This is a genomic window from Herbaspirillum frisingense (assembly GCF_047325095.1).
GTDB lineage: Bacteria > Pseudomonadota > Gammaproteobacteria > Burkholderiales > Burkholderiaceae_D > Herbaspirillum > Herbaspirillum frisingense.
The window spans coordinates 4026063-4051364 of record NZ_CP168558.1; the positions used below are offsets into that span (position 1 = coordinate 4026063).

General features: G+C 61.7%; 21 protein-coding genes. 11 read left to right on the plus strand and 10 right to left on the minus strand.

Annotated features, from left to right (window positions below; translation table 11 throughout):
• Positions 1-55 precede the first annotated feature (55 nt).
• Positions 56-1147 (plus strand): M48 family metallopeptidase, encoded by a 1092-nt coding sequence (locus tag ACEOAC_RS18540; RefSeq protein WP_006463164.1) that lies wholly within the window; start codon positions 56-58, stop codon positions 1145-1147.
• A gap of 186 nt (positions 1148-1333) precedes the next feature.
• Here the strand turns inward: ACEOAC_RS18540 and clpA are convergent, their stop codons facing one another.
• Positions 1334-3637: an ATP-dependent Clp protease ATP-binding subunit ClpA gene (clpA, locus tag ACEOAC_RS18545; protein ID WP_006463167.1), complete on the minus strand. Its 2304-nt coding sequence runs from the start codon at positions 3635-3637 to the stop codon at positions 1334-1336.
• Positions 3634-3948 (minus strand): ATP-dependent Clp protease adapter ClpS, encoded by a 315-nt coding sequence (gene clpS, locus ACEOAC_RS18550; protein ID WP_006463168.1) that lies wholly within the window; start codon positions 3946-3948, stop codon positions 3634-3636. The genes clpA and clpS overlap by 4 nt, the downstream gene beginning before the upstream one ends.
• A gap of 339 nt (positions 3949-4287) precedes the next feature.
• Here clpS and ACEOAC_RS18555 point away from each other — a divergent pair, with 339 nt between their 5' ends.
• A complete protein-coding gene (locus ACEOAC_RS18555) occupies positions 4288-4494 on the plus strand; it encodes a cold-shock protein (protein WP_006463169.1) in 207 nt (68 codons plus the stop codon).
• Positions 4495-4681: 187 nt separating this feature from the next.
• Here ACEOAC_RS18555 and icd read toward each other — a convergent pair whose 3' ends face one another.
• Positions 4682-5938 (minus strand): NADP-dependent isocitrate dehydrogenase, encoded by a 1257-nt coding sequence (gene icd / locus ACEOAC_RS18560; RefSeq protein ID WP_006463170.1) that lies wholly within the window; start codon positions 5936-5938, stop codon positions 4682-4684.
• A gap of 249 nt (positions 5939-6187) precedes the next feature.
• Between icd and ACEOAC_RS18565 the strand changes: the two genes are divergently transcribed.
• The 3 genes from ACEOAC_RS18565 to ACEOAC_RS18575 all read left to right on the plus strand — a co-directional run bounded on the left by ACEOAC_RS18565 (position 6188) and on the right by ACEOAC_RS18575 (position 7744).
• The gene (locus tag ACEOAC_RS18565; RefSeq protein WP_413444109.1) at positions 6188-6754 is read left to right on the plus strand and encodes a pseudouridine synthase; all 567 of its coding nucleotides are present in this window, start codon (positions 6188-6190) and stop codon (positions 6752-6754) included.
• Between the two features lie 192 nt (positions 6755-6946).
• A complete protein-coding gene (locus tag ACEOAC_RS18570) occupies positions 6947-7117 on the plus strand; it encodes a hypothetical protein (RefSeq protein ID WP_006463172.1) in 171 nt (56 codons plus the stop codon).
• A gap of 153 nt (positions 7118-7270) precedes the next feature.
• Complete coding sequence (locus ACEOAC_RS18575; RefSeq protein ID WP_413444110.1) at positions 7271-7744, plus strand: DUF192 domain-containing protein; 474 nt, start codon at positions 7271-7273, stop codon at positions 7742-7744.
• 188 nt (positions 7745-7932) lie between these two features.
• Here ACEOAC_RS18575 and rpsT read toward each other — a convergent pair whose 3' ends face one another.
• Positions 7933-8199, minus strand: coding sequence for a 30S ribosomal protein S20 (gene rpsT, locus ACEOAC_RS18580; protein WP_006463174.1), 267 nt, complete (start codon positions 8197-8199; stop codon positions 7933-7935).
• Between the two features lie 341 nt (positions 8200-8540).
• On the opposite strand from rpsT, the gene murJ reads away from it, so the two are divergent.
• Positions 8541-10094: a murein biosynthesis integral membrane protein MurJ gene (gene murJ / locus ACEOAC_RS18585; RefSeq protein ID WP_241811972.1), complete on the plus strand. Its 1554-nt coding sequence runs from the start codon at positions 8541-8543 to the stop codon at positions 10092-10094.
• A 119-nt stretch (positions 10095-10213) separates the two neighbouring features.
• A complete protein-coding gene (locus tag ACEOAC_RS18590; protein ID WP_006463177.1) occupies positions 10214-11062 on the plus strand; it encodes a SirB1 family protein in 849 nt (282 codons plus the stop codon).
• A 24-nt stretch (positions 11063-11086) separates the two neighbouring features.
• Here ACEOAC_RS18590 and ACEOAC_RS18595 read toward each other — a convergent pair whose 3' ends face one another.
• A complete protein-coding gene (locus ACEOAC_RS18595) occupies positions 11087-13015 on the minus strand; it encodes an ATP-binding cassette domain-containing protein (protein WP_413444111.1) in 1929 nt (642 codons plus the stop codon).
• A 375-nt stretch (positions 13016-13390) separates the two neighbouring features.
• Here ACEOAC_RS18595 and ACEOAC_RS18600 point away from each other — a divergent pair, with 375 nt between their 5' ends.
• The 3 genes from ACEOAC_RS18600 (at position 13391) to ACEOAC_RS18610 (ending at position 18456) form a co-directional block, all read left to right on the plus strand.
• Complete coding sequence (locus ACEOAC_RS18600; RefSeq protein ID WP_413628506.1) at positions 13391-15868, plus strand: penicillin-binding protein 1A; 2478 nt, start codon at positions 13391-13393, stop codon at positions 15866-15868.
• 588 nt (positions 15869-16456) lie between these two features.
• Positions 16457-17152: a c-type cytochrome gene (locus ACEOAC_RS18605; RefSeq protein ID WP_413628507.1), complete on the plus strand. Its 696-nt coding sequence runs from the start codon at positions 16457-16459 to the stop codon at positions 17150-17152.
• A complete protein-coding gene (locus tag ACEOAC_RS18610) occupies positions 17149-18456 on the plus strand; it encodes a c-type cytochrome (protein WP_413444120.1) in 1308 nt (435 codons plus the stop codon). Before ACEOAC_RS18605 ends, ACEOAC_RS18610 begins: the two co-directional genes overlap by 4 nt.
• A 96-nt stretch (positions 18457-18552) precedes the next feature.
• On the opposite strand, the gene ACEOAC_RS18615 is transcribed toward ACEOAC_RS18610, so the two are convergent.
• The 5 genes from ACEOAC_RS18615 to ACEOAC_RS18635 form a co-directional block, all read right to left on the minus strand.
• On the minus strand, positions 18553-19245 hold the full coding sequence (locus ACEOAC_RS18615; protein WP_077237791.1) for a winged helix-turn-helix domain-containing protein: 693 nt from the start codon (positions 19243-19245) through the stop codon (positions 18553-18555).
• Positions 19246-19271: 26 nt separating this feature from the next.
• Complete coding sequence (gene glmM, locus ACEOAC_RS18620; RefSeq protein WP_006463183.1) at positions 19272-20606, minus strand: phosphoglucosamine mutase; 1335 nt, start codon at positions 20604-20606, stop codon at positions 19272-19274.
• Positions 20607-20744: 138 nt separating this feature from the next.
• Positions 20745-21593, minus strand: a complete 849-nt coding sequence (folP, locus tag ACEOAC_RS18625) for a dihydropteroate synthase (RefSeq protein ID WP_413444113.1) — start codon at positions 21591-21593, stop codon at positions 20745-20747.
• Between the two features lie 236 nt (positions 21594-21829).
• Complete coding sequence (gene ftsH, locus ACEOAC_RS18630) at positions 21830-23719, minus strand: ATP-dependent zinc metalloprotease FtsH (protein ID WP_039875206.1); 1890 nt, start codon at positions 23717-23719, stop codon at positions 21830-21832.
• Between the two features lie 383 nt (positions 23720-24102).
• A complete protein-coding gene (locus tag ACEOAC_RS18635) occupies positions 24103-24750 on the minus strand; it encodes an RlmE family RNA methyltransferase (protein WP_413444114.1) in 648 nt (215 codons plus the stop codon).
• A gap of 76 nt (positions 24751-24826) precedes the next feature.
• Here ACEOAC_RS18635 and yhbY point away from each other — a divergent pair, with 76 nt between their 5' ends.
• Entirely contained in the window at positions 24827-25285 is a 459-nt protein-coding gene (yhbY, locus tag ACEOAC_RS18640; protein ID WP_413444115.1) for a ribosome assembly RNA-binding protein YhbY, read from the plus strand.
• Positions 25286-25302: the final 17 nt, after the last annotated feature.

The window sequence follows — 25302 nt, forward strand, 5'->3', positions numbered from 1 at the left end:
TATGGCCTGTCCGGGACACCCCGGACCCAGCAGGCCCCTATTGATGGAGAACCGCATGCTCGTACCCCCCCTGCCCGCGTGGCAGAAGATAAGAACCCTCGCCACCCTGGCGCCGCTGGCCATCCTGGCCGCCTGCGCCACCCAGGAACCCGGCACCGCGCCGGCCAGCGCCCCCGCCAAGCCGACGGTAGTGACCCAGGCACCCAAGCCGGTCGCCGACAATCCCCAACAAGCGCAACTGCGTGAACTGATCGCCCAGCAGGATCGCCTCTATCGCGTGGCCGCCCCGCTGCTGACCAGCAACGCGCAACTATGCCGCGGCAACGCCCGCAACCTGCTGGGATTTACCGCCAAGAACAAGTATTCCTTCCCGATCGAATACGCTGAAACCGCCCGCAGCCTGGGCTATGACGACCGCCTGCAGGTTACCGGCGTGCTGCCCGGCAGTGGAGCGGAAAAGGCGGGCATCCAGCGTGGTGACTTCCTGATGTCGGTGGCAGGCAAGCCGATGCCGCAGGGCACCGATGCCGAACGCCAGGCCGCCGTGCTGCTGAGCCCGCTGGTGGTCAAGCAGGCGCCGATCGCGCTGGGCGTGCAACGCAACGGCCAGAACAGCACGCTCAACGTGCCGCTGACCTACGCCTGCGCCTTCAGCATCGAGCTGGGCAATGCCGACAACGTCAACACCTATGCCGATGGTCGCCGCGTGCTGATCACCCGGGGCATGCTCAAGTTCACCCGTTCAGATGATGAACTGGCCTATCTGATCGCCAAGGACATGGCGCACAACATCCTCGGCCATGCGATCCGCCAACGCATGGTGTCGACCATCGCGGAGGTGATCGACAACCTGCTGCTGCCGCATCCGGACCCGACCACCACCGCCGGCACGGCCGGCATCCGCGTCTATCCGCAGGATCTGGATGCAGCGGCCGATACCCTGTCGCTGTACCTGCTGGCACGCGCCGGCTACAACATCGACAATGTGCCGGCCTTCTGGAAGCGCCTGGCCGAGCAGTATCCGGCCAGCGTGCCGAATGGCTATACGGCATTGCATCCGGCGACCACTTATCGTCTGTCGATGATCGACAAGGTCACGCAGATCGTGAAGGCCAAGCAGGAAGCGGGCAAGCCACTGGTACCCTGAGTCTTCTGATCACGCCTCTTTGGCCTGAGGTTTGCCCTGAGACGGCGCGGTGAAGACCGCGCCGTTTTTTGTTGTGCGTATCTTGTTGTGTGGACGCGGGTATCGCAAGCGCCCTGCCCCAAAAACAAAAGGCCACTCCGGTTTCCCGGAGTGGCCTTGATGGCTTGCTGATTTACTGGCTGAGGCTTATTCGACTTCGAGCTTTTCCTGCGGCTCTTCCGGCGGGGACGAATCGTCGCCCTCGGGGAATTCCAGCTTGATCTGCTCCTTGTCGTCCATCTCCACCGTCACGCGACCGCCGCTGACCAGCTTGCCGAACAGCAGCTCGTCGGCCAGCGCCTTGCGGATCAGGTCCTGGATCAGGCGCGACATCGGGCGTGCACCCATCAGCGGATCGAAGCCCTTCTTGCCCAGGAACTTGCGCAGGCTGTCGGAGAAGACGGCTTCCACCTTCTTCTCGTGCAGTTGCTCTTCCAGTTGCATGAGGAACTTGTCGACCACACGCAGGATGATTTCCTCGTCCAGCGGGCGGAAGCTGATGATGGCATCCAGACGGTTGCGGAACTCAGGCGTGAACATGCGCTTGATGTCCGCCATCTCGTCGCCGGCTTCCTTCTTCTCGGTGAAGCCGATGGTGCGCTTCTGCAGGCTCTCGGCCCCCGCGTTGGTAGTCATGATGATGATCACGTTGCGGAAGTCGGTCTTGCGACCGTTGTTGTCGGTCAGCGTGCCATGGTCCATCACCTGCAACAGGATGTTGAAGATGTCGGGGTGCGCCTTTTCGATTTCGTCCAGCAGCAGCACGGCATGCGGCTTCTTGTTGACGGCCTCGGTCAGCAGGCCGCCCTGGTCAAAGCCGACATAACCCGGGGGGGCGCCGATCAGGCGGCTCACGGCATGACGCTCCATGTATTCGGACATGTCGAAACGCACCAGCTCGATACCGAGGATGAAGGCCAGTTGCTTGGCCACTTCGGTCTTGCCCACGCCGGTCGGACCGGAGAACAGGAAGGAGCCGATCGGCTTGTCGGTCTTGCCCAGGCCGGCACGGGCCATCTTGATGGCCGACGACAGCGCTTCGATGGCCGGATCCTGACCGAAGACGACGTTCTTCAGGTCGCGATCAATGGTCTGCAGCTTGGCGCGATCATCCTGGTTCACGGACTGCGGCGGGATGCGGGCGATCTTGGAAATGATTTCCTCGATCTCCGGCTTGCCGATGGTCTTCTTCTGCTTGGACTTGGGCAGGATGCGCTGTGCCGCACCGGCTTCGTCGATGACGTCGATGGCCTTGTCGGGCAGGTGACGGTCGTTGATGAAGCGGGCTGCCAGCTCGGCTGCCGAAGTCAGCGCCGAAGCGGAATACTTCACGCCGTGGTGTTCCTCGAACTTGGACTTCAGGCCACGCAGGATCTGCACGGTCTGTTCCACGGTCGGTTCGTTCACGTCGATCTTCTGGAAGCGACGCGACAGCGCGTGATCCTTCTCGAAGACGCCACGGAACTCGGTATAGGTGGTCGCACCGATGCACTTCAACTGACCGCTGGAGAGCGCCGGCTTCAACAGGTTGGACGCGTCCAGCGTGCCACCCGAGGCCGAACCGGCACCGATGATAGTGTGGATTTCGTCGATGAAGAGGATGCCGTTGGGGCTGTCCTTCAACTGCTTCAACACTGCCTTCAGACGTTGTTCGAAGTCACCGCGATACTTGGTGCCGGCCAGCAGCGCGCCCATGTCCAGCGAGTAGACGACGGCGTTCTTCAAGATCTCCGGCACATCGCCCTGGGTCACGCGCCAGGCCAGGCCTTCGGCGATGGCGGTCTTGCCCACGCCGGCTTCGCCCACCAGCAGCGGGTTGTTCTTGCGGCGACGGCACAGGGTCTGGATCACGCGCTCGACCTCGGAATCGCGGCCGATCAGCGGATCGATCTTGCCTTCGGCGGCGGCCTTGTTCAGGTTCTGGGTGAACTGGTCGAGCGGGCTTTCCTTCTGCTGGCCTTCGGCCTGCACGTCCTCGGCACCTTCCGGAGCCTTCTGCGGATCGGCCTGCTGGTCCTTGCGCACACCGTGCGAGATGAAATTGACCACGTCCAGGCGGGTCACTCCCTGCTGGTGCAGGTAGTACACCGCGTGCGAATCCTTCTCGCCGAAGATGGCCACCAGCACGTTGGCGCCGGTGACTTCCTTCTTGCCATTGGACGCCGACTGCACGTGCATGATGGCGCGCTGGATCACGCGCTGGAAGCCCAGCGTGGGCTGGGTGTCCACTTCGTTGGTACCGGGTACCGTGGGGGTATTGTCGGTGATGAAATTGGTCAGCGTCTTGCGCAGATCGTCAATGTTCACCGAGCAGGCGCGCAACACTTCGGCGGCCGACGGGTTGTCCAGCAACGCCAGCAGCAAGTGCTCCACGGTAATGAATTCATGACGCGATTGTCTGGCTTCGACAAAGGCCATATGCAAACTGACTTCGAGTTCCTGCGCAATCATGCTTCCTCCATCACGCATTGCAGGGGGTGCCCTGCCTTTCGAGCGTGGGTTAAAACGAGTTCCACTTTAGTGGATGCGATATCTTTGGGATACACACCACACATTCCCTTCCCATCGCGGTGAACCTTGAGCATGATCTGCGTCGCGGTTTCACGGTCCTTGTTGAAATACTGCTGGATGACTGCGACGACGAATTCCATCGGCGTATAGTCATCGTTCAACAAAAAAACCTGGTACATCGCGGGCGGCTTGAGTTTGGCCTCCTGCCGTTCCAGGACTGTACCGCCATCATTTACGTGCTTGGTTGCCATGCGTTTATTGGACCATCAAAAGCTGTGCAACGCACAATGATCTCGTAACCTCTAGATGAGATAGATATTACTTGTTTTCCGGACCTTGCGCAGATGACGATGATTTATCCTAAATCAAGGGGATCCTGCGCTATCTCCCAAACAAGCCCATAAACTTTGAGATGAAAACTGCTTGACTTTTGGATTTCGACCGAGAACAATGCAAATTCATTGATTAGTAGTTACCAAATGTAACAACTGATCGATGCGAAGGGGGCACGGTTTAAGGGGGGCTGCGTGACGCGCGATGCTTCTTGCTTTGACGGCTCGTGTGATAGTTAATATTTGAAAGATGCTTTTATGGCAACAGGTACTGTCAAGTGGTTCAATGATTCCAAAGGCTTTGGCTTTATCACTCCGGATGACGGCGGCGAAGATCTGTTCGCTCACTTCTCCGCAATCCAGATGAACGGCTTCAAGACCCTGAAAGAAGGTCAAAAAGTCCAGTTTGACGTTACGCAAGGCCCCAAAGGCAAGCAAGCATCGAACATCCAGAACGCCGCTTAAACCCCGGTATGCTCTTAAAAGCCCTGCATTGCAGGGCTTTTTTCATTGGGCGCGCTGGTGGTGCAATGCGCATCGCGGCCTTATCGCCCTTCCCCTTCTTCCCAAAAACAAACAGCCGGACATTGCCGGCTGTTGTTTTTTCGTCATCTTCGCAACCCGAATCTCTACCGGAAGCAGTCTGACGGCCTTACATGTTTTCGATCATGGCTTCGCCGAAGCCGGAGCACGAAACCTGGGTCGCGCCTTCCAGCAGACGGGCGAAATCATAGGTCACGCGCTTGGCAGAGACCGACTTCTGCATCGCGGTCACGATCAGTTCGGCCGCTTCGATCCAGCCCATGTGGCGCAGCATCATTTCTGCCGAGAGAATGCTGGAGCCGGGGTTCACATAGTCCTTGCCGGCGTACTTGGGCGCGGTCCCGTGAGTGGCTTCAAACACGGCCACGGAGTCGGACATGTTGGCACCCGGCGCGATGCCGATGCCGCCGACCTGGGCCGCCACGGCGTCGGAGATGTAGTCGCCGTTCAGGTTCATGGTGGCAATGACGCTGTATTCCGCCGGGCGCATCAGCACCTGCTGGAAGAAGGCATCGGTGATCGCATCCTTGATCACGATCTGGCGACCGGTCTTGGGATTCTTCAGGCGCATCCACGGGCCATCGTCGATCAGCTCGGCACCGAATTCGCGGCCCGCCAGGGCATAACCCCAGTCACGGAAGGCCCCTTCGGTGTACTTCATGATATTGCCCTTGTGGACGAGGGTGACCGAGGGCTTGTCGTGATCGATGGCGTACTGGATCGCCTTGCGCACCAGGCGCTCGGTACCTTCGCGCGAGACCGGCTTGATGCCCAGCGCAGAGGTCTCCGGGAAGCGCAGCTTCTTGACGCCCATCTCGCGGGTCAGCAGTTCGATCAGTTTCTTCACTTCCGGCGTGCCAGCCTGCCATTCGATGCCGGCGTAGATATCCTCGGAGTTCTCGCGGAAGATCACCATGTCGGTCTTCTCCGGCTCGCGCAGCGGTGAAGGCACGCCCTTGAAGTAACGCACCGGCCGCAGGCAGACATACAGGTCCAGCTGCTGGCGCATGGTCACGTTGAGCGAGCGGATACCGCCGCCGACCGGCGTGGACAGGGGCCCCTTGATCGAGACCAGGTATTCCTTGAGCACGTCCAGGGTTTCATCCGGCAGCCAGACATCGGGACCATACAGCCGGGTCGACTTTTCGCCGGCGTAGATTTCCATCCAGTGGATCTTGCGCGCGCCACCGTAGGCCTTTTCCACGGCGGCATCGACCACCTTGAGCATCACCGGCGTCACATCCACGCCCACGCCATCGCCCATGATGAAGGGGATGATGGGGTTATTGGGGACATTGAGGGTGTCATCGGCGTTGGCGGTGATCTTGCGCCCTTCAGCAGGCACTTGGATATGTTGGTACGACATCGTGGTCTCCGACGGTTGAGGCGGTGGCGATAGAAGGGATAGAAGGCATCAGCGGCAATCCGGACCAGGCGACCAGCAGGTCGCCATTACCTGGATTGTCATACAAGCGGGGAATTTTAAGAGATTTCCACGGTTTGAGTCGGGGAAATTCCGGAATGCACGCGCAAAGTCTTATATAAGATACAGGACATCCGCGATCGATTATGCATCAGGATTTTACGGAATGCCATGTTTTTGCGACACTAGCGCATGCCTCTGATCTTATTCAACAAACCTTTCCAGGTGATGAGCCAGTTCTCGGCCCACCCCGAACGCCAGACCCTGGCTAACTACATCGATATTCCCAATGTCTATCCCGCCGGCCGGCTGGACGCCGACAGCGAGGGCCTGCTCCTGCTCACCGACGACGGCAAGCTGCAGCATGCCATTGCCCATCCCCGGCGCAAGCAGCCCAAGACCTATCTGGCCCAGGTGGAAGGCCAGGCCAGCCCGGAGGCGCTGCAACGCTTGAGCAACCCGCTGGACCTGGGCGATTTCGTGACCCAGCAAAGCCAGGCCCGACTGATCCAGGAACCGCCCTGGCTGTGGCCCCGCTCACCACCGATCCGCCAGCGCCAGAACCAGCCGACCAGCTGGATCGCACTGACCATCAGCGAAGGCAAGAACCGCCAGGTGCGCCGGATGACGGCTGCCGTAGGCCTGCCGACGCTGCGCCTGGTGCGCATCGCGATCGGGCCGTTCTCGCTGGCAAGCCATCCTCTGATGCCCGGCGAATGGCGCGAGGTCGATCCGGCAGCACTGGACGCCCCATCCTGAACAGGCCAGGCCCCAAAATACTAGTCACTCCAACAACATTTTATTGTGGCAGAGTGCATGATTCTTCATCAATCCCCGCAAAAAAGATCAAAATCAATGTCAACCTTCATCCGCGCCCGCCGTTATTGGCATTGATTCGCACGAATCATCGTTTGCCTCACATCCCTAACATGTTGAATTGAAGGACGCAAAATGAAAAAATTGATCGCCGCTCTGATCGCTGGTCTGTTCGCCACTGCTGCTTTCGCACAAGCTCCGGCCGCTCCGGAAGCGCCGAAGGCTGAAGCCGCTGCTCCGAAGGCTAAGAAGGCCAAGAAGGCCAAAAAGGCCAAGAAGGCAAAGAAGGCAGCTGAAGCTAAGTAATTAGCGTCCGCATCAAGAAAAGGCAGGCTGGTCCTGCCTTTTTTCATGCCCGCACGCTTTTGCCGGCTGGCTGCTCATCCACTGTCGCACCCGGCCCGGCACCTGCTATGCTGCCTGCTCTTCGTCCGACCTGATCCACGATAGATATTGAACATGCGCCAATCTTCACTTTTCCGCCCCGCCCTCTTGCGCCTCGCCGCCGCTGCCGCGCTGGCCATCGGCTGCCTCGCCAGCACCACTGCCAGCGCCCAGACGCCGGTCCGCAAGTTCCCCACCACCCAGCTCAACATCGGCATCCACCTGATCAAGGCCGAAGTGGCGCAGTCCGAAGCCGAGCGCGAGCAAGGCCTGATGTTCCGCGACAAGATGGGGGACAACGAAGGCATGCTGTTCCTGTTCGGTCAGCCGGCAGGAGTCTGCATGTGGATGAAAAATACGCTGATTCCCCTGTCGGTGGCCTTCATGGATGAAAAAGGTGTCATCATCAACATCGAGGAAATGAAGGAACAGACCCTGGATTCGCATTGTGCGAAACGCGCAGCGGTCTATGCGCTGGAGATGAACAAGGGCTGGTTCAAGCAAAAGAACATCAAGCCCGGCACCAAGATCGAAGGCCTGCCCCAGTAAGCAAGGTGGTCAGCAGGAGCGGCAGGCGGGTGGCCTGCCGTGCCGGCCACCACAAACCGGCAGGAACAAGTCGCGACAAACGGGTAAAACACGGGCGACAAACGCAAAAAACCGCTTGCAAGCAAGCGGTTTTCTTGTACTGCAGTCTGAAGCGGGTGAACCGCGCTTCAGCTCAAGCCATGCAGCAATTAAGCAGCCAGGGCCTTCAGGGCAGCAGCCAGACGGCTCTTGTGGCGAGCAGCCTTGTTCTTGTGGATGATCTTCTTGTCGGCGATGCTGTCGATGGTCGACACGGAAGATTGGAACACGGAGGTTGCTGCAGCCTTGTCGCCGGCGGCGATGGCCTTGCGAACTGCCTTGATTGCGGTGCGCAGGGTCGAGCGCTGGCTCGAGTTGTGAGCGTTTTGCTTGACTGCTTGACGAGCACGCTTACGTGCCTGTGCGGTATTTGCCATGAAAATTATCCTAAATCGAGAGTCGTTTGCGCCGCAAACCCCGAGGACTCGCGATGCCAAATTCTGTAAAGCATCGGATTATAACCAGATTCACCCGACAAGGCAATCAACTTGTCCTCTTCTGTCGCTGAACTGCCGTAAACAGCCCTGCATCGGCCGGCATGCAGGTTCAGCGACGGCTGGATTGTCGCAAAGAAATTGTCATCCAGCATCGAACCTGCCATCCACCCGGCGACTCTACCTCCACCCGCTGCGCATCGCCGGTCCAGGCCTGCAGGCGCACCGGAACCAGGGCCGCGATTGCGGCCGCCGCCGCAAGGCCCCCGCTATAATGCCGCTCCATGAACTTGCATAAAACGCTAGCCGCCATTTCCGGCATGACGATGCTCTCGCGCATCACCGGACTGGTCCGGGAAATCCTGTTTGCCCGCGCCTTCGGCGCCTCCGCCTACACCGACGCCTTCAACATCGCCTTCCGTATTCCCAACCTGCTGCGCCGCCTGTTCGCCGAAGGCGCGTTCTCGCAGGCCTTCGTGCCCATCCTGGCCGAATACAAGAACCGCCGCGGTATCGAAGAGACCAGGCAGCTGATCGACCATGTCGCCACCGCCCTGATGTGGGTGATGCTCATCACCTGCGTGGCCGGCATCGTGGCCACCCCCTTCGTGGTCTATTTCATCGCCACCGGCCTGCAATACAACCCGGACGCCTTCCACGCCTCGGTGCTGATGACCCGCATCATGTTTCCCTACATCGGCTTCATGGCCTTCGTGGCGCTGGCCGGGGGCATCCTCAATACCTGGAAGGAATTCAAGATCCCGGCCGTGACCTCGGTGCTGCTCAACGTGGCCTTCATCGTGGCCTCGCTGTTCGTGGCGCCCTTCATGGAGCAGCCCATCTACGCCATGGCCTTCGCCGTGCTGGTGGGCGGCGTGCTGCAGGTGGCCATCCAGGTGCCGGCACTGGTGAAGATCGGCATGCTGCCGCGCCTGTACTGGAATCCCATGCTCGGGTTGCGCGACGAGGGCGTCAAACGGGTGTTGAAGAAGATGGGGCCGGCCGTCTTTGCCGTCTCGGCCGCGCAGATCAGCCTGATGATCAATACCAACATCGCCTCGCGCCTGGAGCACGGCAGCGTCTCCTGGCTGACCTATGCCGACCGCCTGATGGAATTCCCCACCGCCCTGCTGGGCGTCGCCCTGGGGACCATCCTGCTGCCCAGCCTGTCCAACGCCCACGCCGCGCAGGACATGGAGGAGTACTCGGCCCTGCTGGACTGGGGCCTGCGGCTGACCTTCATGCTGGCCATGCCGGCCGCGGTAGGACTGGCCACGCTCTCCGAACCGCTGACCGCCACCCTGTTCCACTACGGACGTTTCGACGCGCTTTCCGTCACCATGGTCGGCCACGCACTGGTGGCCTATGGCGTGGGCCTGATCGGACTGATCCTGGTCAAGATCCTGGCGCCCGGTTTCTATGCCAAGCAGGATATCCGCACCCCGGTGATCATCGCCGTGGGCGTGCTCATCGCCACCCAGGCCATGAACAGCCTGTTCGTGCCGATCTTCGCTCATGCCGGCCTGGCGCTGTCGATCGGGCTGGGCGCCTGCCTCAATGCGCTGTGCCTGTTCATCGGCCTGCGCCGGCGCCAGATCTACGTGCCGCGACCGGGCTGGGGCCTGTTCCTGGTGCGTCTATGCGGCGCCTTGCTGGTGATGGCCGGAGTGGCCTTGTGGATCGCCGGCCACTTCGACTGGGTCGCCCTGCGCGCCCATCCGCTGCTGCGCATCGGCGCGTTGATGCTGGTACTGGGGGTCTGTGCAGCTGCCTACTTCGGCCCCCTGTTTGCGATGGGTTTCCGGCTGCGCGAATTCAAGCGGATCGCGCGCCGCTGAGCCGCTGAACCAGCCTTCCAGTCGCTTCAGCAAAAGAAAACGGTGGAGTGAAACAACAAATTTCACTCCCCTCCAGGCAGACCTGACGCAGCGCGCAATATTTTGATAGCATGGGTGTCATGACGCTCACCTCCCTCGACTATTTTGCTTCGCTGGTGCGCCAGGACGATTCGATTCCCTTGTTCGAATCCGCCCTGACGTTGGGACAGGATTTCTATCCCGAAATGGATTTCGCTGAAGAGGAAATGGCGCTCGACACCCTGGCGCTCAAGCTCAGGCAGCGACTCCCTCCGGATGCGTCGCAAATCCAGAAGTTGCGCATGCTGAACCAGTTCTTCTTCCAGGAAATGGCCTTCGCCGGCAACGTCAACAATTACTACGACCCCGACAACAGCTACATCCACCGGGTGATCTCGACCCGGCGCGGCATCCCTATCTCGCTGGCGGTAGTCTATATCGAACTGGCCCAGCAGATCGGGCTGGACATGAAGGGGGTTTCATTCCCTGGCCACTTCCTGATGAAGTTATCGGTACAGTCGGGTGAAATCGTGCTGGACCCCATGAACGGTTCCAGCCTGTCGCGGGAAGAACTGGAAGAGCGTCTGGAGCCCTTCCTGGCCCATCAGCCGGAAGAAGAGTTCGGCGACGAGCTGCCCCTGGCGGCCTATCTGCGGGCGGCTCATCCACGCGAAATCCTGGCGCGCATGTTGCGCAACCTGAAAGCGATCTTCATGGAAAGCCAGCGCTGGCAACAGGTGCTGGACGTGCAGGAACGCCTGGTGATCCTGCTGCCCGAAGAAGTCACCGAAAAGCGCGACCGCGGACTGGCCTTCGCCAATCTGGGCATGGCCCAGGCCGCGCTGGAAGATCTGGAAGCCTACCTGGCCCTGCGCCCCTATGCCGAGGACGCGCCCAATCTGCGCGAGATGCTGCCCGACCTGCGCGAAGCCTTGCGCAAGCCGAACTGAGCGGCCTGCGCAGGCTGAGGGCGCTTACTTCCTGCCTTCGATCTCTTCCCAGCGCTCCAGGCTGACCAGCAGTTCTTCGTCGATCTCGGCGAAACGCTGGTTCAGCTTGACGGCGTCATCGGCACTCTTCTTGTAGAGGTCGGGGTCGGCCAGCTTCTCGGAAATCTGCTTCTGCTCCGCTTCCAGTGCGGCGATGCGCTTGGGCAGTTCTTCCAGCTCACGCTGTTCCTTGTAGCTCAGCTTCTTCTTGGCCGCGGGCGCAGCCACCGGTGCCGCCATGGTCGATTCGGCCTTGACCTCGCCACTGTCGGTGGCCTTGTCGGCCGCCTTGCCGCCAGCCTTGGAGGCCGCCTGCGTGGTCGGACGCTGGCGCTCCCAGTCGGAATAACCACCCACGTATTCACGCCAGACGCCATTGCCCTCGGCGGCGATCACCTGGGTCACGACGTTGTCCAGGAACATGCGGTCGTGGCTGACCAGGAATACCGTCCCCGGATATTCTTCCAGCAGTTCTTCCAGCAGTTCCAGGGTATCGATGTCGAGGTCGTTGGTCGGTTCGTCCAGCACCAGCACGTTGGCCGGCTTGGCGAACAGGCGCGCCAGCAGCAGGCGGTTGCGTTCACCACCGGAGAGCGTACGCACCGGCGAGCGGGCGCGTTCCGGCGCGAACAGGAAGTCCGACAGGTAGGTCATCACGTGCTTGCGCTGGCCGTTGACCTCGACCCAGTCGCTGCCCGGGGCAATCGTGTCAGCCAGCGTGGTTTCTTCATTCAGTTGCGCGCGCATCTGATCGAAATAGGCGACCTGCATCTTGGTCCCCTGCTTGACGGTGCCGCTATCCGGCGCTTCCTCGCCCAGGATCAACTTGAGCAGCGTGGTCTTGCCGGCGCCGTTCTGGCCGATCAGGCCGACCTTGTCGCCGCGCATGAGGATGGTGCTGAAATCGCGCACGATGGTCTTCGGGCCGTAGGCCTTGTTGACGTTTTCCAGTTCCGCCACGATCTTGCCGGAACGTTCGCCGGTGCCCACTTCCAGCTTGACCTGACCTTGCCGGTCGCGGCGCTCGCTGCGCTGCACGCGCAGCGCTTCCAGGCGTCGCACACGGCCTTCGTCGCGGGTACGGCGGGCCTGCACGCCCTTGCGGATCCAGACCTCCTCCTGGGCCAGGAACTTGTCGAACTTGGCATTTTCCACTTCCTCGTTGGCCAGCAGCTCGGCCTTGCGGGCCTGGTAGGTGCTGAAGTTGCCAGGGAAGGACAGGATCTTGCCGCGATCCAGTTCGATGATGCGGGTCGAGACGTTGTCCAGGAAACTACGGTCGTGGGTGATGAAGAGGATGCTGCCCTTGAAGTCGCGCAACAGGCCTTCCAGCCACAGGATGGAGCCAAAGTCCAGGTGGTTGGTCGGCTCGTCCAGCAGCAGCACGTCGGGATTGCCCACCAGGCCGCAGGCCAGGGCCACGCGTTTCTTCATGCCGCCGGAGAGTTCGCCGATGCGTGCCTCGCGGTTCAGGTTCAGCTTGTCCAGCGTGGTCTCGACCTTGTTGCCGATGGACCAGGCGTCAGCCGCATCCAGCACGGTCTGGATCTGGTGCATGCGCTCCAGCAGGGCATCGTCGTTGTCGCCGCCGAACTGGCCGGTGATGGCTTCATATTCGGCCAGCAGGGCCGGCAGCTCGCCAAGGCCCGAAGCCACGGCATCGAACACCGTCATCTCTTCCGGAAAATGCGGCTCCTGGTCGACATAGGCGATCTTCAGGTTCTGCTGCATCACCAGCAGGCCATCGTCCAGCTTCGAGCGACCGGCAATGATCTTCAGGAGCGAAGACTTGCCGGTGCCGTTGCGGCCGATCAGGCCGATGCGTTCGCCGGTCTCCAGCGAGAATTCGGCGTGATCGAGGAGCGCGACGTGGCCGAAGGCCAGTTGTGCGTCGGAGAGGGAAATGACTGCCATAGCGTGAGTAGCGTGATCTGCGTGAATGCGACGGCCTGGGCCGCGCAGGATGGATGCGAAGTCGCCTGAAAAAGAGAACCAAGGAGAACCAACGGCGAAAGAGCGGCATTGTACCGACTGCGCCGGCGAAATGCTGATTTAAGCGCGCTGACGCTGTCTTGATGTACAAAAGACGCCACCAAATGCCAGCGGCCCTCGGGTAGTCGGCCCCGATTGTCACTACGGCAACGGTATTTCTGAAAAATAACAAAATTCTCTCGAATTACAACGACGAAAACGGTCGATGTTACAACTGGTAAAGCATTGCCGGCGGCCGGTCCGCCGGGCTGGTGGCCCGATGCTGTAAGATAGCGCATCCCGATTCACACTCATCCCATGCCTTTTCCAACTTTGCCGGACCCGCTGCGCCGCCAGCGCGGCTTCCTCAATCCCAATATCGCCAAGTTCATCGGTCTGTCCATCTTAGGTCTCGGCATCGCCGGCGCGCTGCTGGTGGTCTACGCCCTGATCTTCATCAACCCGCGCCTGCCCTCGCTGGACCTGATCACCGATTACCGGCCCAAGGTCCCGCTGCGCATCTGGTCCGAAGACAAGGTCTTGCTGGGCGAATTCGGTGAAGAAAAGCGCAGCCTGGTCAAGCTGGACGACATCCCGGCCGACATGAAGAACGCCGTGCTGGCCATCGAGGACTATCGCTTCTACGAACATGGCGGCATCGACTGGATCGGCATCGCCCGCGCCCTGGTGACCGACGTGCTGCGCGGCAGCGCCTCGCAGGGGGCCAGCACCATCACCATGCAGGTGGCGCGCAATGTCTTCCTGACCAAGGAAAAGACCTTCTCCCGCAAGCTCTATGAAGTGCTGCTGGCCAACAAGATCGAACATGCCCTGACCAAGGACCAGATCCTGGAGGTCTACATGAACCAGATCTACCTGGGCCAGCGCGCCTTCGGCTTTGCCGCTGCCGCCCGCACCTATTTCGGCAAGGACCTCAAGGACGTCAGCCTGGCCGAAGCCGCCATGCTGGCCGGCCTGCCCAAGGCACCATCAGCCTACAACCCCATCGTCAACCCCAAGCGCGCCCACATCCGCCAGCAGTACATCCTGCAGCGCATGCTGGACGTGGGCTTTATCACCCAGGCGCAGTACGACAAGGCTTCCAAGGAAGAACTGAAGGTGCGCGCGCCGGGCAGCCAGTACACTGTACACGCCGAATATGTGAATGAAATGGTGCGCCAGATGGTGTACGCCCAGTACAAGGAAGACACCTATACCCAGGGCTTCAACGTCTATACCACCGTCAACGCCGCCGACCAGCAGGCCGCCTACCTGGCCGTGCGCAAGGGCGTGATGGACTATGACCGTCGGCATGGCTACCGTGGTCCGGAAGAGACCATCGAGCTGCCCTCGAACGCGGAGGATCGTGCCTCCGCCATCGACGACGTGATGGACGACCACCCGGACAACGATGACATCCTGGCCGCCGTGGTGGTGGCTGCCAGCCCCAAGCAGATCGACGCGGTGCTGCGCAACGGCGACAAGATCAGCGTCAAGGGTGAGGCGCTGCGTTTCGTGGCATCGGCGCTGTCGGAAAAGGCCAAGAAGGACGTGCGCATCGGCCCCGGCGCATTGATCCGCGTGATGCAGGATGCCAAGCAGAACTGGCAGGTGGTGCAGTTGCCGCAGGTGGAAGCGGCACTGGTGTCGGTGGTGCCGCAGGACGGTGCCATCCGCGCGCTGGTGGGCGGTTTCGACTTCACCCAGAACAACTTCAACCACGTGACGCAAGCCTGGCGCCAGCCCGGCTCCACGTTCAAGCCCTTCATCTATTCGGCGGCGCTGGAGAAGGGTTTTGCACCCGCCTCCATCGTCAATGATGCTCCGGTGTCCTACCCTGCCGGCCCCGGCCAGCCGAACTGGGAACCCAAGGATGACGAAACCCCGGCCGGCCCGATCACGGTGCGCACGGCCCTGCAGAAGTCGGTCAACCTGGTGGCCATCCGCACGCTGGACTACATCGGCGTGCCTTACGCCAAGGACTTCATCACCGGCACCTACGGTTTCGACGCCGACAAGGTCCCGCCCTATCTGCCTATGGCACTGGGTGCGGGCCAGACCAATCCGCTGCAGTTGTCAGCGGCCTATTCGGTGTTCGCCAATGGCGGCTACAAGATCCAGCCCTACCTGATCTCGCAGATCACCGATGCCCGTGGCAAGGTGCTGTCCAAGGCGGAACCGCTGATCGTCGGCAACGGCGCACCGCGGGTGGTAGCCGAGCGCAACAGCTACATGATGACCAACCTGCTCAAGTCCGTGGCCCAGCGCGGCACCGGCGCACGCAGCAACAGCATCGGCCGTACCGACCTGGCCGGCAAGACCGGTACCACCAACGACGCCGTGGATGGCTGGTTTGCCGGCTACCAGCGCACGCTGGCCACCGTGGTGTGGATGGGGTATGACCAGCCCAAGAGCCTGGGTGGCATGGAATTCGGCGCCCAGCTGGCGCTGCCGATCTGGGTGGATTACATGGCCAAGGCCTTGAAGGGCGTGCCGCAGTTCGACCAGCCGGCCCCCGATGGCATCCGCTTCATCGATGGCGAGCCCTACTATGACAACTTCACACCCAACAACGGTCTGGTGACCAATGTGGGCGTGACGGTGGTGGATGCGATCTCGAACTTCTTCGGCTGGACCCCGAGCCAGACCCCGGCCGCCCCAGGCACGGCCCAGCCGGCGCCGAACGTGCCAGGCAGCGCCCCCGGCAGCCCGGGGGCTGCGCCCTCGCCTTCGGGAACGCGCCCGCAGAGCGACAATGCGCGCCGCTTCCTGGACAGTACCAACCAGGGCCATTGACGACAGAGAAGGATGACAAATGCAAGGCTGCCCCACACTGAGATGAAGCGGATGGGGCAGAAAACGAAAAAGCGCAGAAGATGACTTCTGCGCTTTTTTTATGCTGGTGCCCCCGACACGGATCGAACGTGTGACCTATCCCTTCATACCACTATGGCTTTCGCCACCAGAGTCTGTTTGTGGTCTGGACTATACCTTGATCGTGGGCAGTGCCATTGATGCACTGGCCTTTAGACCGGAGCCGTCTAGTCTCTACACCTTCCGGCATCCTCGCGGAAACCGGCTTGGCTCGGTATTGCCAGCAGCCGCGCGGTCGTCACGACCAGGCGCTGTCAGGGTTCACCGAATTTGACTCCATTCACGCGGCGCCTTTCGGCAGCCGCTGCCCAATTGTCTTTAGGAGGGGATCGCTCTATCCACTGAGCTACGGGGGCAGCAAGGCCGCTATTGTATCCGCTGCGCCCGGGCTTGCAAAGCCGCAAGCACTGCGGCGGCTTGCACTACAATAGGTCGATGCGCCCGCTCATAACAAATATGAAGAAAACTGCTGCCATCGCACTGGGGACCTGGATTGCATGTGGACCGGCCATGGCCCAATCACCCGCTACCGCGCCTGACGCCAGGGCGATTCCAGGCATGGCCGAACGCATGGCGGCCTGCACCGTCTGCCATGGCAAGGAGGGGCGCGCCACCGCCGACGGCTATTACCCCCGCATCGCCGGCAAGCCGGAAGGCTATCTGCTGCATCAATTGCAGAGTTTCCGGGATGGCCAGCGCCGTTACCCGATGATGAATTACCTGCTGGCCAATCTCTCGGACGACTATCTCCAGCAGATTGCGATCTTCTTCGCCGCCCAGCACCCGCCCTACCCGCCGCCAGTCACCACCGAGGCCAGCGCAACGGTGCTGGAGCGCGGCCGCCAGCTGGTCACCACCGGCCAGCCCGCGCAGCGCATGCCCGCCTGCGCCGCATGCCATGGTGATGGCCTGGGCGGGGTGGCACCGGGCATTCCCGGTCTGCTGGGACTGCCCAAGGATTACATCAACGCGCAGCTGGGCGCCTGGCGCAACGGCGAGCGCAAGGCCAAGGCGCCGGACTGCATGGGCGAGATCGCCCGCGCCCTGAGCCCGGAAGACATCAATGCCGCCAGCAGCTGGCTGGCGGCGCAGCCGGTTCCACCGGATTACCGCCCGGCCGCTGCCCCGGCCAAGCCATTGCCCACACAGTGCGGCAGCATGGGGCCGGCGGTGTCGAAGCCTGGCACGATGGGAGCAATACCATGAGGCGGCCCTGGACAACCGGCCTGAAGTGGCTGCTGCTGGGCACCGCCGGCACGCTGGTGGGCCTGGCTGGCGTGGTGGCCTGGCAGAGCCTGGGCAGCGAGGACCCGGGCGTGGCCTCTGCGGTCAGTGATCCGCAGGCGCAGCGGCTCAAGGGCCAATACCTGGCGCAGGCCGGCAATTGCATGGCCTGCCACACCGTGCGCGGCGGAGCGGGATATGCCGGTGGACGCGCCATCGCCAGCCCCTTCGGCACGCTCTACACCAGCAACATCACGCCGGACAAAGCCACCGGCATCGGCAATTGGAGCCGCGACGATTTCTGGCGCGCGCTGCATCACGGGCGGGGCCGCGATGGCCGCTTCCTCTATCCGGCCTTCCCCTATACCAGCTACACCCGGATGAGCCGCGACGACAGCGATGCCCTCTTCGCCTATCTGCAGAGCCTGCCGCCGGTCAATCAGCCCAATCGCGATCATGCACTGCGCTTCCCCTACAACCAGCGCATGCTGCTGGCGCTGTGGCGTGCCTTGTATTTCAAACCGGGCAGCTTCACGCCCGACCCGGCACGCGATGCGCAATGGAACCGTGGCGCCTACCTGGTCCAGGGCGCCGGCCATTGCAGCGCCTGCCATAGCGCACGCAACGCTCTGGGCGCGAGCCTGGCGCCGCTGGCCCTGGAGGGCGGCGTGATACCGGCGCTGGCATGGTATGCGCCGCCACTGCATGGCGGTGAAAAGGGATTGGGAAGCTGGAGCGAGGCCGATATTGCCGCCCTGCTCAAGACCGGGGTATCGCCTCGCGGTACGGCGCTGGGCCCCATGTCGGAGATCGTCGGCCGCAGCCTGCAATATCTGACCGATAGCGACATCTCGGCCATCAGCGTCTACCTCAAGACGCTGCCGGCACCCTCATCGGAAAGTTCGGCCGCCTCCGGCACACCGCGCCCGGAGCCGGCGGAGGCCGAACGCATCCTCAAGCAGGGCCAGAAGCTCTACGGATCACTGTGCGTGGACTGTCATGGCGGCAAGGGCCAGGGTAGCGCGCCCGATTATCCGCCGCTGGCGGGCAACCATGCCATCGCCGGGCCACAACCGCTCAATGCGATTCGCACCGTGCTCAATGGCGGCTTTCCGCCATCCACGACCGGCAATCCCTATCCCTTCGGCATGCCGCCCTTCGGGCCGCAACTAAGCGATTCTGAGGTGGCGGCGGTACTGTCCTATGTGCTCAACAGCTGGGGTAATCAGGGCGGATGGGTGTCGGCCTCGGAGGTCAACCGCTATCGCAGCGTGCCGCTGGACTGAGCCTGGCGAGAGGGAGCCGCCATGAAAAAAGCGATCCTCGGATCGCTTCTTTCATGATGCGGCTTCAGCGGCGCACGCCGACTACCTGAGAGGCGATCATTGCTCGCCGCTGAGCTTGTAGCCCATGCCACGCACCGTCTGCACGTAATGCGCGAGATCGCCCAGCGATTTGCGCAGACGCATGATATGCACGTCCACCGTGCGTTCTTCGATGAAGGTATGGTCACCCCACACCTTGTCCAGCAACTGGGCGCGCGAAAAGATGCGTTCCGGGTGGGCCACCAGATAGCGCAGCAGCTTGAATTCGGCCTGGTCCAGCGTCACCGGCCGGCCACCGACCGAGACTTCGCGCCGCTCGACGTCGATGCCAATGTCGCGATACCGCAGCACCTGGCTGCCGATCTCGGGGGTCTTGCGGCGTAACAGCGCCTGCACCCGCGCCACCAGCTCCTTGGGTGAGAAGGGCTTGGTCACGTAGTCATCGGCGCCCTCGTTCAAGCCCTTGACCTTGTCTTCTTCCATGCCCTTTGCGGTCAGCATGATGACCGGCAGCGCGGCGGTGCGCGGATCGCGGCGCAATTCGCTGAGCAACACCAGGCCCGAGCTGTCCGGCAACATCCAGTCCAGCAGGATCACGTGGGGCAGCGCCTCGGCAATGAACTTGCGGGCCTGGGCCACATCGGTGGCAATGGTGGTGGCGAAACCAGCCCCCTGCATCGTGAAGCGCAATAGCTCCGCGATGCTGGGTTCGTCTTCCACCATGAGGATTTGGGCTAGCTCTTTTGACATCGTCCGCAGTCCGAAACAGGAAGAACTCAGAGCACCTTGGCGGCGATACGCTGCGCCATGCTGCGCGCCAGCTCGGCCTCCTGGGCTTCCACCATCACGCGGATCAGGGGCTCGGTACCGGAGGGGCGCAGCAGTACGCGTCCACGCTCGCCGAGCTGCTCTTCCACGGCCGCCTTTTCCGCCTGCAGGGCGGTATTGGATTTCCAGTCGTAGCCGGCAGGGATCTTCACGTTGATCAGCGACTGCGGATACATGCTGATGTCCGCCGTCATCTGCGCCAGGGTCTGGCCTGCGCGCTTGAGGGCCGACAGCACCTGCAGCGCCGAGACGATGCCGTCGCCGGTGGTGTGCTTGTCCAGCGCCAGCAGGTGACCGGAACCCTCGCCACCCAGCAGCCAGCCCTTTTCCTGCAGCACTTCCAGCACATAGCGGTCGCCCACCTTGGCACGCGCGAAGGGCACGCCCATTTTCTTGAAGGCGACCTCCAGGGCCATGTTGGTCATGAGCGTGCCGACCGCGCCATCGATCGCGCCGGTGGCCAGCCTGTCCTTGACCATCAGGTACAGCAGTTCGTCGCCGTTGTAGATGCGGCCGCTGTCGTCGACCATGATCAGGCGGTCGGCATCGCCGTCGAGCGCGATGCCCAGGTCGGCACGGTATTCGCGCACCGACGCCACCAGGGTCTTGGGCGCGGTGGCACCGCAGTCCTCGTTGATGTTCAGGCCATCGGGCTGGTTACCGATGGTGATGACCTCGGCACCCAGTTCATGGAACACGTGAGGGGCGATGTTGTAGGCCGCGCCATGGGCGCAATCGACCACCAGGCGCATGCCGCGCAGGTCCATGGCACCGGGGAAGGTGCTCTTGCAGAATTCGATGTAGCGACCGGCGGCATCGTTGAGACGACGTGCCTTGCCCAGCTTCTCGGAGGGCACGCATTCCATGGGCTGCTCCAGTGCCGCCTCGATATCGGCTTCGACGGCGTCCGGCAGCTTGTTGCCGCTGGCGGAGAAGAACTTGATGCCATTGTCATGATACGGATTATGCGAAGCGGATATCACCACACCGGCCGAGAGCCGCAAGGCGCGGGTCAAATAGGCCACAGCCGGGGTGGGGATCGGTCCGGCCAGCCAGACATCCACGCCCGCTGCGGCAAAACCGGCTTCCAGGGCGGCTTCCAGCATGTAGCCGGAAATCCGGGTGTCCTTGCCGATGAGGACCGTGCGGCGGGCCGCGCCTTCCTTGGCCTTGGTCAGTACCTTGCCTGCGGCATAGCCCAGACGCATGACGAAGTCCGGGGTGATGGGGGCCACGCCGACGCGACCACGCACGCCGTCGGTGCCGAAATATTTTGCTGCCATGTTGTTTCCTCTAACTCTTTCCTGCAGGCGGCCGAACGGCCGACCTGTCTCCCTTGATGCCTTGAATAGGGCAACTTCCGATTTCTGCCTGAAACTGCCGCAGCTGCCTGTCGCAGGCGGCCATGCGGCGCCGGTGCATCAATTGTCCGGGCGCCCGGCCTGCCACATGGTGAGCGCGTCGACGGTTTCGGCCACGTCATGCACGCGGATGATCATTGCGCCCTGCTGGGCCGCTGCCAGCGCCGCGCCGATACTGCCGGCCATGCGCCGTTCCAGCGGCTTGCCGACGACCGCGCCGACCATGGATTTACGCGACATGCCCGCCAAGAGCGGCAGATCAATTTGATCGATCAGGCTGCGGGTATTTTTGAGCAAAGCAAGATTATGCTCCACTGTCTTGCCAAATCCAAAACCGGGGTCGATGCAGATGCGTTCGCGCGCGATGCCGGCCGCCCGCATCAGGTCCACCTGTCCTTGCAAAAAGTGGGCAACTTCCGCCACCACGTCATCGTAGACCGGGGCTTGCTGCATGGTCTGCGGCTGGCCCTGCATGTGCATCACGCACAGGCCGGCCTCGCTGTCCTTGACGGCCTCGATGGCGCCTTCGGCGCGAAAACCGTTGATGTCGTTGATCATGTCCACTTCCGCCAGCAGGGCTTCGCGCATGACGACGGGCTTGTAGGTATCCAGCGAGAGCGGCTTGCCACAATCGCGCAACGCGTAGATCACTGGCATGACGCGTTCGAGCTCCTGCTCCAGTGACAGAGGAGCGATACCGGGACGGGTGGACTCTCCTCCGATATCGATGATGTCCACACCGTCGGCAATCATCTGTTCGGCATGGGTCAGGGCCATTTCCAGCGACTGGTGGCGTCCGCCGTCGGAGAAGGAATCCGGCGTCACGTTGAGGATGCCCATGACCAGTGGCCGGCGACCTTGCTGTACCGGCAGGCGGAACCTGCCGCATTTGAGGAATGCTTGCGTCATCTTGCTTCTATCAGGGTGGAACAGGTGTTCAGTTTTCGCCGCAGACGGCGCAACACTGCGTGGCGCAGCATGATACACCGCCGCATGCCGGCTGCCTGCTTCTTTCGCCCGCACCTGCCAGGACTTGGCGGCCTCCAGGCGACGCGTCGGGGAGGCCAAAATGAAAAAAGGCGAGGATCGCTCCTCACCTTTTTCTCTTACCGCAGACTGCCTGGCTGCGTCGATATCACCACGCTTCAGGCAGGTGCCGTGGCGTTGGGGGTGACGTCGCCGGGGCGGTTGTTGTCCGAGGACGACTTCTTGGCCGGCACACCGTTGCGTGGCGGACGCGGTTCGTCACCGTTCATGATGTCGTTGACCTGATCGGCATCCAGGGTTTCCCATTCCAGCAGGGCCTTGGCCATGACGTCGACCTTGTCGCGATGCTCTTCCAGCAGGCGGCGGGCCAGCGCATATTGCTCGTCGAGGATGCTGCGGATTTCCGCATCCACCTTTTGCTGGGTGGCTTCGGACACGGTCTTGGAAGACATGCGGCCGAAGTAGGCGTCCTGCTCCGAATCTTCATACACCATGGTACCCAGGGTGACGGACATGCCGTAGCGGGTCACCATCGCACGGGCCAGCTTGGTGGCACGCTCGAAGTCGTTGGAAGCGCCGGTGGACATCTGGTGCATGAAGATTTCTTCAGCAATACGACCACCGAACAGGATCGAGATCTCTTCCAGCATCTTGTCCTTGTACATGTTCACGCGGTCATGTTCTGGCAGCTGCCAGGTCAGGCCCAGTGCGTAACCACGCGGCATGATGGTGACCTTGTGCACCGGATCGGCCTTGGGCAGCAGCTTGGCGACCACGGCGTGGCCGGACTCGTGGTAGGCGGTGTTGCGACGTTCTTCTTCGCGCATCACAGCCGACTTGCGTTCCGGGCCCATGACGATCTTGTCCTTGGCATCTTCGAAGTCCTGCATCTCGACCAGGCGCTTGTTGCGACGGGCCGCAAACAGGGCCGCTTCGTTGACCAGGTTGGCCAGGTCGGCGCCGGAGAAGCCCGGGGTACCGCGGGCCAGGATGTCGGCCTTGACGTCCGGAGCGATGGGCACCTTGCGCATGTGGACGTACAGGATCTGTTCGCGACCACGGATATCGGGCAGGCCGACCATCACCTGGCGGTCGAAGCGACCCGGACGCAGCAGCGCCTTGTCCAGCACGTCGGCACGGTTGGTGGCGGCGATCACGATGACGCCGGAATTAGCTTCAAAGCCATCCATCTCCACCAGCATCTGGTTCAGGGTCTGTTCACGTTCGTCGTTACCGCCGCCCATGCCGGCACCGCGATGGCGACCGACGGCGTCGATTTCATCGATGAAGATGATGCAGGGAGCATGCTTCTTGGCGTTTTCGAACATGTCGCGCACGCGGGACGCACCCACGCCGACGAACATTTCAACGAAGTCGGAACCCGAGATGGTGAAGAACGGCACCTTGGCTTCACCCGCGATGGCACGTGCCAGCAGGGTCTTACCGGTACCCGGGGGGCCGACCATCAGCACGCCGTGGGGAATGCGGCCGCCCAGCTTCTGGAACTTGGTCGGATCACGCAGGAACTCGACCAGCTCCTGCACTTCTTCCTTGGCCTCGTCGCAACCGGCGACGTCGGCGAAGGTGACGGAGTTGCTGTTCTCATCCAGCATGCGGGCCTTGGACTTGCCGAAGGAGAAGGCGCCGCCCTTGCCACCGCCCTGCATCTGGCGCATGAAGAAGATCCAGACGCCGATCAGCAGCAGCATCGGGAACCACGAAATGAAGATCTGCGACAGGAAAGACTGCTCTTCCGGCTGGCGCACGTCGAACTTCACGCCATTGTTGAGCAGGTCACCGACCAGGCCGCGGTCCAGCACGGTGGTCGCGGTCTTGACCTTGGTGCCATCCTGGGTGGTGGCGATGATATTGCGATCCTCGATGGTCGCATCCTTGATGTGACCCGCCTTGACCTCGGAGATGAAGTCCGAATACGCGATAGGCTTGGCGTTGGTTGCCATGCTGCGGCTGTCGAACTGTTTGAATACCATAAACAGCACGAGCGCGATGACCACCCATATGGCAGCCTTGGAAAACATATTGTTCACTGGAACTCCTCCGACGCCTGGGCGCCACGTTGCCTTTGTATTGTCCGATTTTACCCGGATTCAACCACCGTTACATAGAAAACCGCCGTCCGCCCCGCCCTGCCGTGCCGTCGCGCAACGCACAATTGCCGTGCAGACGCGCCACTACAGTCGCTTCGTTACCATCCAGCCAACACATTTTCCGCCATCCTGAACTGGCGAAACCTGCAGGCTGCTCGCCCGGGAAGGGACAAGCGGATGTTTTCCAAATGTCGATATAGGGTTGAAAGCAGGCAAAACAAGGCAGAAAACTTCAGTATTTGCGCCGAAATCCTGTCCATTGTGCACTCAACACCTGAACGAGCGAACGCATCGGAATCAAGTTTGAGCGATGTTATCGGAATTCAAACGCGGGGATTCTTCAATGACTTGCCCAGCAGGAAGATTTCCGACGACTTGTCGCGGCTGGCCTTGGGCTTCTTGGACATCACCGTCTTGAACTCGGCCCGGAACTTGTGCACCAGTTCGTTATAGCCGGTCCCGTTGAAACACTTGACCAGCAAGGAGCCGCCAGGTTTCATGTGCAACTGGGCAAATTCGATGGCCAGGTCGATCAGGTACTCCACCCGCGCTGCGTCAGCAATGGCCACGCCCGACAGGTTGGGCGCCATGTCCGAAAGCACGAGGTCGACCTTGCGGCCGTCCAGCAGCGCTCCCAGCTGGCGCACCGGTTCATCTTCGCGGAAGTCCCCCTGGATATAGTGGACGTCGGCAATCGGATCCATCGGCAGGATGTCCAGGCCGATGATGGTGCCATGGATGCCACCACCTTCGGCGCCGGCCAGCTTGTTGCGCACGTACTGGCACCAGCTGCCGGGGGTACATCCGAGGTCGACGATGACCTGACCGGGCTTGATCAGGCGCTCTTCCTCATCGATTTCCTTGAGCTTGTAGGCGGCGCGCGCACGATAACCTTCCTTTTGCGCAAGCTTCACATAAGGATCGTTGATATGGTCGTGCAACCAGTTTTTGTTCAGTTTGTTCTTTGCCATTCGCGTAGAATACTGGTTTTATCTCATTGAGGGACAACTTGGCGCCGCCGAGACCTCGTCCCGAACCTGCATTCCCATGTTGACATTGACTCCCGCCGAGCGCAGCGAACTGCGCGCCCAGGCCCATGCCTTGAACCCCGTCGTGATGGTGGGCGAAAGCGGCCTGTCCGAATCCGTGATGAAGGAAATCGACAAGAGCCTGAACGCCCACGGCCTCATCAAGGTCCGCGTCTTCGGCGACGACCGCGAAGCCCGCATCGCGATCTACGAAACCATCTGCGCCGAGCTCAAGGCCGCGCCGGTACAGCACATCGGCAAGCTGCTGGTCCTGTATCGCCCGCAGAAGGACGATGTCAAGAAAACCGCCTCCGGCGCCAAGGGTGGCCTGCGCGAAGTGACCATCGTCAAGTCGCACGCCACCAAGCGTCCTTCGGTGAACAAGGTCATGCTCAAGGGCAATGAACGCGTCACCGCCGGTGGCCTGGTCAAGAAGGCCAAGCCGCGTCAGCGCAGCACCAAGAAGTCGCTGGGCTGATCCCGCCCGACCGGCCA